We start from the raw sequence: 8,788 nt of genomic DNA on the forward strand, positions 1-8,788 counted from the left end.
CCTTTAAATAGTTTTCAGACGACATTTAATTTTTGCAAAGACATTTAAACCTGCAAAGAAGCGCGATTTTCCAGAACTTGGTCAATCAAGCCGTATTCTCTGGCTTCTTCGGCAGACATGAAGTTATCGCGATCGGTATCGCGTTCCAAATCTGCCAAGTCGCGTCCGCAGTGTTTCGCCATCAGGCGGTTGAGCTTTTCCTTGAGTTTTAAGAGCTCGCGGGCATGGATCTCAATATCGGACGCCTGACCGCCCAAACCGCCATTGATTAGAGGCTGGTGGATCATGATACGGCTGTTGGGCAGGGCGAAACGTTTGCCTTTCTCGCCTGCCGAGAGCAGGAATGCGCCCATACTTGCCGCTTGTCCCAAGCACAAGGTGGAGACGTTGGGCTTGATGAAATTCATGGTGTCGTAAATCGACATGCCTGCCGTTACCGAGCCGCCGGGAGAATTGATGTAGAAGAAAATATCTTTGTCCGGATTTTCACTTTCCAAAAACAACAACTGAGCAACCACCAAATTGGCGGACTCATCGGTTACCGGGCCGATCAAAAATACGATGCGCTCTTTCAAAAGGCGCGAGTAAATATCAAATGCACGCTCGCCGCGACCACTTTGTTCGATAACGGTAGGAACGAGGTAATTATTGAAATCGAAGGACATTTTTATCTCCTGTCAATGTTGCGAAAGCACCAAAGGGATGCTTTGGTGCTTTCAAGTTGTCTGTTTCAGACGACCTTTTGAAGATGATTAGGCTTGTGCGCCCATCACTTCGTCAAAAGACAAAGCTTTTTCGGTTACTTTGGCTTTGCCCAAAACGAAATCGACAACGTTGCTTTCTACTGCCAAAGAAGTCGGGCCTTGTAGACGGGAAGGCTCTGCGTAGTACCAGTCGATCACTTCTTGAGGATCTTCGTAGCTTTCTGCGAAGTTGGCAACAACGGCTTTGATTTGCTCTTCAGTCGGTTCCAGTTTGTTTTCTTCAACCAGTTTGGCCAAAATCAGACCCAGAGATACGCGGCGCTCGGCTTGCTCTTTGAACATATCCAAAGGCAGATCCAAGTTGGCAGCGTCAGCCATGCCTTGGTTGACAAAGTTTTGTTTCATTTCGTTTGCCAAACGGGCGGCTTCTTCATTTACCAAAGCAACAGGCGCTTTCAACTCTACAGCTTTGAGCAGCGCGTTCATTACAGATTCTTTGGTTTGTTCGTTCACGCGGCGTTCAACTTCACGGCCTACGTTTTTCTTCACTTCTTCGCGCATTTTGGCAACGTCGCCGTCGGCGATGCCCAATGCTTTGGCGAAGTCGGCGTCAACTTCAGGCAGAGTGGCTTCGGATACGTTGTTCAATGTGATGGTGAAGACAGCGGATTTACCGGCAACGTCTTGACCGTGGTAGTCTTCAGGGAAGTTGACGGTAACGTCTTTGCTTTCGCATGCTTTCATACCCACTACGCCTGCTTCAAATTCAGGCAGCATTTGACCTGCGCCCAATACGAAGGCGTAGTTTTTGGATGCACCGCCGGCGAAAGGTTCTCCGTCGATTTTGCCTTCGAAATCGATGATGACGCGGTCGCCGTTTTGGGCTTCGCGTTCAACATGGTTGAAGCGTGTGCGTTGTTTGCGCAGGATTTCTACGGTTTGGTCCACTTCGGCATCACCGACGGATGCGGTTACTTTTTCGACTTCTTGTGCAGACAAATCGCCGATAACGACTTCAGGGAACACTTCGAAAATCGCAGCGATTTTCAGAGATTCTTTATCGTCTTGATCTTCAACGCCTTCGAAACGCGGATAGCCGGCAACTTTCAATTCTTGGGCAACGGCAACATCGTAGAAGCGGCGTTGAACCATTTCGTTGATGACATCATTTTGAGCGCTTGCACCGTACATTTGGGCAATCATTTTTAAAGGAGCTTTACCCGGACGGAAACCGTCGATTTTTGCACGGCGTTGGGTTTGTTTCAGTTTTTTATCGGTTTCTGCGTTGATTTCGGACCAAGGCAGAGACAGCACTACTTTACGTTCCAAGTTTTCTAAAGTTTCGACAGTTACGCTCATCGTAAGACCTTAATTTGTTGTGTTAAATAAAAAAATGGGAATCCTTTTGCCAATGATGGCTGCAAAAGCGGCTCTGACCCATCGGGGCTTTTATCGTCCGTTGCTTGCAAAAGGCGGGAAATTTAGCTGGTTAGTATATCACAATGTTTGATTGACTGGATAATATAGTGAAATCATTGCAAAACAGTTGCCACATCTGTCCGTTCCAGCTTGGAAAAAAGTAGTTGAATGGGAAATGGACGGCGGCATTCCGATAAACTTATGCGCAGCTACAAAGGTCGTCTGAAAGTCGGGAGAGAGCATTCAGACGACCTTTTGAAGTTTGAGGATGTTAATTGGGCAAGTATGGCATAGGATTGACGGCTTTGCCGTTCAGACGGACTTCGAAATGCAGCTTTACGCTGTCAGTGTCTGTGCTGCCCATCGTTGCAATCTGCTGACCGGCTGCAACCTGCTGGTCTTTTTGTACCAGTAAGGCATCATTATGTGCATAAGCTGTAATCGCATAATCATTGTGGCTGATTAAAATCAGTTTGCCGTAACCCCGTACTTCTTCTCCGACATACAATACTTTCCCCGCAGCCGCGGATTTTACAGGCTCTCCGGGTGTACCTGCTATATCGATGCCTTTGCTGGTTGTTCCGTTGTATTGCTTGATAACGGAGTTGCGTCCGTTTTCGACAGGCCATTGTAGGTTTAGGCGGTTGGTCGGTGCGACAGCCTGCGTTGGTTGGTTTGATTGGGAAATAGGGCGCGTATTGCGTCGGATGCGTAATACTTGACCTACTTCGATTTTAGAGGTATCTCGCAAGTTATTCCAAGATGCCAAGGTATGGATGCTTTGGCCGTGGCGTTTAGCAATCTGGGATAGCGTATCGCCGGGCTTAACTCTGTAATAGCCATCGGGAACCGCACCTGTCGGTGAACTGCTTCCGGCGCAGGCTGCCAGAAAAAGTGTCAGGCAGAAAGGGCTTAGTCGTTTGAAGGTCGTCTGAAAAAAGGGAATGGTGTTCATCATATGTTTATTTAATAAAAATCAGCGAATGAATTGTCTTCAGACGCTTTATCTGGGTGAAGGTTCATCGGCTTTCGAGATGTTTTATCAATGCCAAATGGTCGCAGAATTTTATCTTTTTGATTAGAAGCATATTTTACTCAGCGTAAAATAAAGTCAAATTATATCTGCTGTTGGATAGTTAAAACAAATCCCCCGAATGTTTCCAATCAGGGGATTTTCAATGTTGATAAAAAGCTTATTTATTCAACTCGTTAGCCAAATACAGCCAAGTTTCGATGACGGTATCCGGATTCAGAGAAACGCTTTCGATGCCTTCTTGAACCAGCCATTTGGCGAAGTCCGGATGGTCTGACGGACCTTGACCACAGATACCGACGTATTTGTTTTGCTTGCGGCAGGCGGAGATTGCCAAATGCAGCATCACTTTGACGGCGGGGTTGCGTTCGTCAAACGATTCGGACACCAAGCCGCTGTCGCGGTCGAGGCCGAGTGTCAGTTGGGTCATGTCGTTGGAACCGATGGAGAAGCCGTCGAAGTATTGCAGGAATTGTTCCGCCAATACCGCGTTGCTCGGCAGTTCGCACATCATGATCAGGCGCAGGCCGTTTTTGCCACGTTCCAAACCGTTTTCTTTCAAGGCTTTGACGACGGCTTCGGCTTCGCCCAAAGTGCGGACGAACGGAATCATGATTTCGACATTGGTCAGACCCATTTCGTCACGGACGCGTTTCAAGGCTTTGCATTCGAGGGCGAAACAGTCTTTGAAACTTTCGGCTACATAACGCGCCGCGCCGCGGAAGCCCAGCATCGGGTTTTCTTCGTGCGGTTCGTAAATGCTGCCGCCGACCAAGTTGGCGTATTCGTTGGATTTGAAGTCGGACATACGGACGATGGTTTTACGCGGGTAAACCGATGCAGCCAATGTTGCCACGCCTTCAGCGATTTTATCGACGTAGAAGTCGACAGGGGAGGCGTAGCCGGCGATGCGGCGGGTAATTTCCGCTTTCAATTCATCGTCTTGTTTGTCAAATTCCAACAAGGCTTTCGGGTGGATACCGATTTGGCGGTTGATGATGAATTCCATACGCGCCAAGCCGATGCCTTCGCTCGGCAGGTTGGCGAAACTGAATGCCAGTTCGGGGTTGCCGACGTTCATCATCACTTTGACCGGCGCTTTGGGCATATTGTCCAAGGCAACGTCGGTGATTTGTACGTTCAGCAGGCCGGAGTAGATAAAGCCGGTATCGCCTTCGGCACAGGATACGGTAACTTCTTGACCGTTGCTCAGCAATTCGGTTGCGTCGCCGCAGCCGACTACGGCAGGAATACCCAGTTCGCGCGCGATGATGGCGGCGTGGCAGGTACGGCCGCCGCGGTTGGTGACGATGGCGGAAGCGCGTTTCATTACCGGTTCCCAATCCGGGTCGGTCATGTCGGTAACGAGTACGTCGCCAGCTTCAACGGAATCCATTTCGGATGCGTCTTTTACTAAGCGGACTTTGCCTTGACCGACTTTTTGACCGATGGCGCGACCTTCGCACAAGATGGTTTTGTCGCCGTTGATGTCGAAGCGGCGCAGGTTGCGGCTGCCTTCTTCTTGGGATTTCACGGTTTCAGGACGGGCTTGCAGGATGTAGAGTTTGCCGTCCAAGCCGTCACGGCCCCATTCGATATCCATCGGGCGGCCGTAGTGTTTTTCGATTGTCAGCGCGTAGTGTGCCAACTCAGTGATTTCTTCGTCGGTAATGGAGAAGCGGTTGCGGTCTTCTTCGGGAACATCGACGTTCATTACGGATTTACCGGCTTCTGCTTTGTCGGTAAAGATCATTTTGATTTGTTTCGAACCCATGGTTTTGCGCAGGATGGCAGGTTTGCCTGCTTTCAGCGTGGGTTTGAAAACATAGAATTCGTCAGGGTTGACCGCGCCTTGTACGACGTTTTCACCCAAACCGTAAGATGAAGTCACGAAAACGACTTGGTCGAAGCCGGACTCGGTGTCGAGGGTGAACATGACGCCGGACGCGCCGCTGTCGGAACGCACCATGCGTTGTACGCCTGCGGAGAGGGCGACGATGTCGTGTTCGAAGCCTTTATGTACGCGGTAGGAGATGGCGCGGTCGTTGTACAAAGAAGCAAATACATGGTGCATAGCTGCTTTGACGTTTTCCAAGCCGTTGATATTCAGGAAGGTTTCTTGTTGACCTGCAAACGATGCGTCGGGCAGGTCTTCGGCGGTTGCAGAAGAACGGACGGCAACGGAAATATCCGCACCACCTGCGTCTGCAACCATTTTGTTCCATGCTGTTTCGATTTCAGCATCCAGTTGTTCGGGGAAGGGCGTATCCAAAATCCATTGGCGGATTTCTTTACCGACGCGCGCCAGTTCGGCGACATCTTCCACATCCAGTTGTGCCAGTGCGGCGGAAATACGCTCGCTCAGTCCGTTGTGCGCCAAGAATGCGCGGTAGGCTTCGGCGGTAGTGGCAAAACCGCCGGGGACGCGGACGCCTTTTTCAGTCAACTGACTGATCATTTCACCCAGGGAGGCGTTTTTGCCGCCCACGCTTTCAACATCAGTCATACGCAGGTTTTCAAACCAAATTACGTAGTTGTCAGCCATTTGTGTGTCCAATCCAAGATATGTTAAAAAAGAAACGAATACGCTTTGTTATTTTAAGCGATTCAAACGGCTGCTGTCATGCTTTTTCTGTCCTGAGTGATTTGCAGGTCGTCTGAAAAATTGCGGTCTTCAGCCGTGTAGTCAAATGAAATTTGATGGAGAAGTTGATATTCCGAGTATCTATTTCTTTGTAAAACAGAAGGTTTAAAATAAATTAATGACTGAGTAATTAGAATATGTAAGGTTATAAATTAATTTAAAATTTCAAAACCATGAAATTTTTGGAATAAAAATTGCGTTTTGCTGGTAATTTAATTTTATTGTAGTTTGATGTAGTTTGGGTGTGTCGGCTTTATTTAGATAGGTGTAACTGGTATGATGACCGCCTGCAACCTTGTTAAATTTTAGAGGATAACCGAATGACCGCTCCGCGCCATGTGTTTTATATTTCCGACCGTACCGGCTTGACCGCTGAAAATATCGGTGAGGCGCTGCTGAATCAGTTTGGCAGCGTCGAATTCAAACGCCACACCTATCCCTTTATCGACACGCCTGAAAAAGCGCGTGCCGTTGTTGAGAAAATCAACCGTAACGCCGAAGAAAACGGTTTGCGTCCGATAGCCTTTGTCAGCGTCGTTGATGATGAAATCCGGGAAATGATTAAAAAGTCGAATGCTTTCCATATCAATTTCTTCGAAACTTTTCTTGGGCTTTTGGAGAAAGAACTCAATACTGAGGCAATTGCCGCCAAGCAGGGACATCATGGTATCCTCAATACCCAGCGTTACGATGCGCGTATGGAGGCGGTCAATTTCTCACTTAGCCATGACGACGGTGTCAGCGATAAAAACCTGCAGGAAGCAGATGTAATATTGATGGGTGTTTCCCGTTCCGGTAAAACGCCGACTTGCCTTTACCTCGCGCTGCAATACGGTATCCGCGCCGCCAACTATCCGTTGATTCCCGATGATTTGGAATCTACCGACTTACCGCGCATGGTTAGGCCTTATAAAGATAAACTGTTCGGTCTTACCATTCAGCCCGAGCGCCTGCAAGCCATCCGCAATGAGCGCCGCCCGAATTCGAATTATTCCAAAATCGATACCTGCCGCAGCGAAGTTGCAGATGCGCAAAATATGTTCAAACGCCACGGCGTTCCGTTTACTAATACGACGGATAAATCAGTTGAAGAACTCGCCGTCCATATCCTCCAAGCCTGCAAATTGAAACGGCGTTTTTGATTTGTTTTTGATAAATAACTGGGTTGAATGCAAAAGGTCGTCTGAAATCTCTGCGAAGAAATGTTTCAGACGACCTCATATATTGAGCTCGATATAATTCGGCAGCATTAAGATTCCATATCCAGCCATTGAGTCCTCCGGCATATTTTGGATAACGGAATCCAAATAACAGAATCAGGAATCCGTGCATAATAATTGTTATGAGAATGCCGTAAAGTGCGCCATACCAAAGACGCATCTTATCCCAATAAATTGAGCCGGCGACGTAAACAAAAGCAAACACGAAGCTGAATAGCCAGTGATAGAGTGTTACCGCACCTAAAATGCTATTTCCCTGAAACATATAATCTAAAGAATGTTGATTGAAACCCGACCAGCCCAACCACGCATCAATGTTTGCCCCCGGTGGAGAGATTTCTCCAGGCATGCGCGGCGGCATGTTCACTTCGGATCCCCATTTGACCAATGAGCTGATGAAGCCGCCAATCAAGGTTGTCCAAATAATGACTTTAGGGGTTTTTGCTATTTTGCGCCATGAGGTGTTCCTTTACGAATATTTGAGAAACGATGTAACTTTATTTCAGTTATATAAAGATGTCGATAAAGATACAGATTGAACTTGATTTTGCTCAAAGCTATTGTTACTCAAGCGTTAAATCCTGAACTTTTAGAAGTTAAAATAAAGATATCTTGTATTTCCATGATAAGAACTGAGAAACGTGGTCGTTTGAAAACCAATTTGGCGTTTTCAGACGACCTTTTGTTTTCTATCGTTCATCTATAATGGGTTTCTAATGATTTATTACTATAAATAATCATCAATAGCATTTACATTTCAAAATAAAAAGAGTAAGGTTGCTCTGCTTTTCGGGTTTTCCGTTGGCTTTTGACCTGTAAATAATTGAATATGAGGAAGAAACATGAAGAAATTATGGATACTTTGCGCATTAGGCTTGAGCATGGCGGCGCAGGCGCATGATTTGTGGGTGTCGGCTCCGGTGCGTTTGGATTCGGGCAGTACGTTGAAAGCGGATTTGGGTTACAGCCATGATTTCCCAAATGTTGAGAAAATCGCCGACGACCGCGTGCATATTTTCAAACCGCTGCAATTGACCGACAAATCTGGGAAAACGGTTGATTTGACGAATAAAGGCGAAAATTACCAATATGTTTCCAAATCCGGCCTGAAAGACGGCTCGTATTGGGTCGGCGCGGTGTACAAACCGACTTTCTGGTCGCAAAACAGCGAAGGCTGGAAACAGAAAACCTTGAAAGACCTGCCCGGCGCGACTTATTGCGAACAGGCTCAGATGTTCGGCAAAGCGTTTTTGCAAGTGGGCAAAGCTGGTACGGATGAAAGCGTGTTGACCCGTCCGGTTGGTCATGAATTGGAACTGGTTCCGCTGAAAAATCCGAATGAAGTCAAGGCAGGCGGCCTGCTGCCGGTTAAAGTGCTTTATAAAGGCAAACCGTTGGCTAAAGCGACGGTAATGGCAAGCTCGGATACGCTGGCGGAAATGGATTTGGCGGCTACACACGACCATCGCGAGCCGCAAGGTTTCTCAGGAAAAACGGATAAAGACGGTGTCGTCAATGTAATCCCTTTGATTGAAGGTTTGTGGAAAATCAAAGCCGTCCATCAGGCTGACTACGCCGATAAAAGCGTTTGCCAAGAGAACAAATCCTATGCAACATTGATCATGCCTATCGGAACGAAACGCGCGGCAGAACGGCATGAACACCACCATCATCAACACTAATTAAGTGTGAAAGATTAAAAAAGGTCGTCTGAAAAAGTTTTCAGACGACCTTTTTGATGATACGATAGTATAAATTTAACATAATA

Annotated in this window: 8 protein-coding genes; 3 read left to right on the plus strand and 5 right to left on the minus strand. The window is 47.4% G+C overall.

Going from position 1 to position 8,788, the window contains the following annotated elements; genetic code table 11:
- Positions 1-44 precede the first annotated feature (44 nt).
- The 4 genes from clpP to ppsA form a co-directional block, all read right to left on the minus strand.
- On the minus strand, positions 45-665 hold the full coding sequence (gene clpP, locus NSCA4_RS0100155; RefSeq protein WP_016686282.1) for an ATP-dependent Clp endopeptidase proteolytic subunit ClpP: 621 nt from the start codon (positions 663-665) through the stop codon (positions 45-47).
- Between the two features lie 87 nt (positions 666-752).
- Positions 753-2,063: a trigger factor gene (gene tig / locus NSCA4_RS0100160; protein ID WP_016686283.1), complete on the minus strand. Its 1,311-nt coding sequence runs from the start codon at positions 2,061-2,063 to the stop codon at positions 753-755.
- Positions 2,064-2,394: 331 nt separating this feature from the next.
- A complete protein-coding gene (locus NSCA4_RS0100165; protein WP_255265244.1) occupies positions 2,395-3,081 on the minus strand; it encodes a peptidoglycan DD-metalloendopeptidase family protein in 687 nt (228 codons plus the stop codon).
- 235 nt (positions 3,082-3,316) lie between these two features.
- Complete coding sequence (ppsA, locus tag NSCA4_RS0100170) at positions 3,317-5,701, minus strand: phosphoenolpyruvate synthase (RefSeq protein WP_016686285.1); 2,385 nt, start codon at positions 5,699-5,701, stop codon at positions 3,317-3,319.
- A 419-nt stretch (positions 5,702-6,120) separates the two neighbouring features.
- Here ppsA and ppsR point away from each other — a divergent pair, with 419 nt between their 5' ends.
- Entirely contained in the window at positions 6,121-6,942 is an 822-nt protein-coding gene (ppsR, locus tag NSCA4_RS0100175) for a posphoenolpyruvate synthetase regulatory kinase/phosphorylase PpsR (RefSeq protein ID WP_016686286.1), read from the plus strand.
- Here ppsR and NSCA4_RS16235 read toward each other — a convergent pair.
- The gene (locus tag NSCA4_RS16235; RefSeq protein WP_100206312.1) at positions 6,866-7,381 is read right to left on the minus strand and encodes a DUF1440 domain-containing protein; all 516 of its coding nucleotides are present in this window, start codon (positions 7,379-7,381) and stop codon (positions 6,866-6,868) included. The genes ppsR and NSCA4_RS16235 overlap by 77 nt on opposite strands.
- Here NSCA4_RS16235 and NSCA4_RS15380 point away from each other — a divergent pair.
- Positions 7,305-7,559, plus strand: a complete 255-nt coding sequence (locus tag NSCA4_RS15380; protein WP_016686287.1) for a hypothetical protein — start codon at positions 7,305-7,307, stop codon at positions 7,557-7,559. The genes NSCA4_RS16235 and NSCA4_RS15380 overlap by 77 nt on opposite strands.
- A 303-nt stretch (positions 7,560-7,862) precedes the next feature.
- Positions 7,863-8,702, plus strand: a complete 840-nt coding sequence (locus NSCA4_RS0100185) for a DUF4198 domain-containing protein (RefSeq protein WP_029609415.1) — start codon at positions 7,863-7,865, stop codon at positions 8,700-8,702.
- The last annotated feature ends 86 nt before the right edge of the window (positions 8,703-8,788 follow it).

Source organism: Neisseria sicca 4320 (genome assembly GCF_000193735.1).
GTDB classification, from domain to species: domain Bacteria; phylum Pseudomonadota; class Gammaproteobacteria; order Burkholderiales; family Neisseriaceae; genus Neisseria; species Neisseria sicca_E.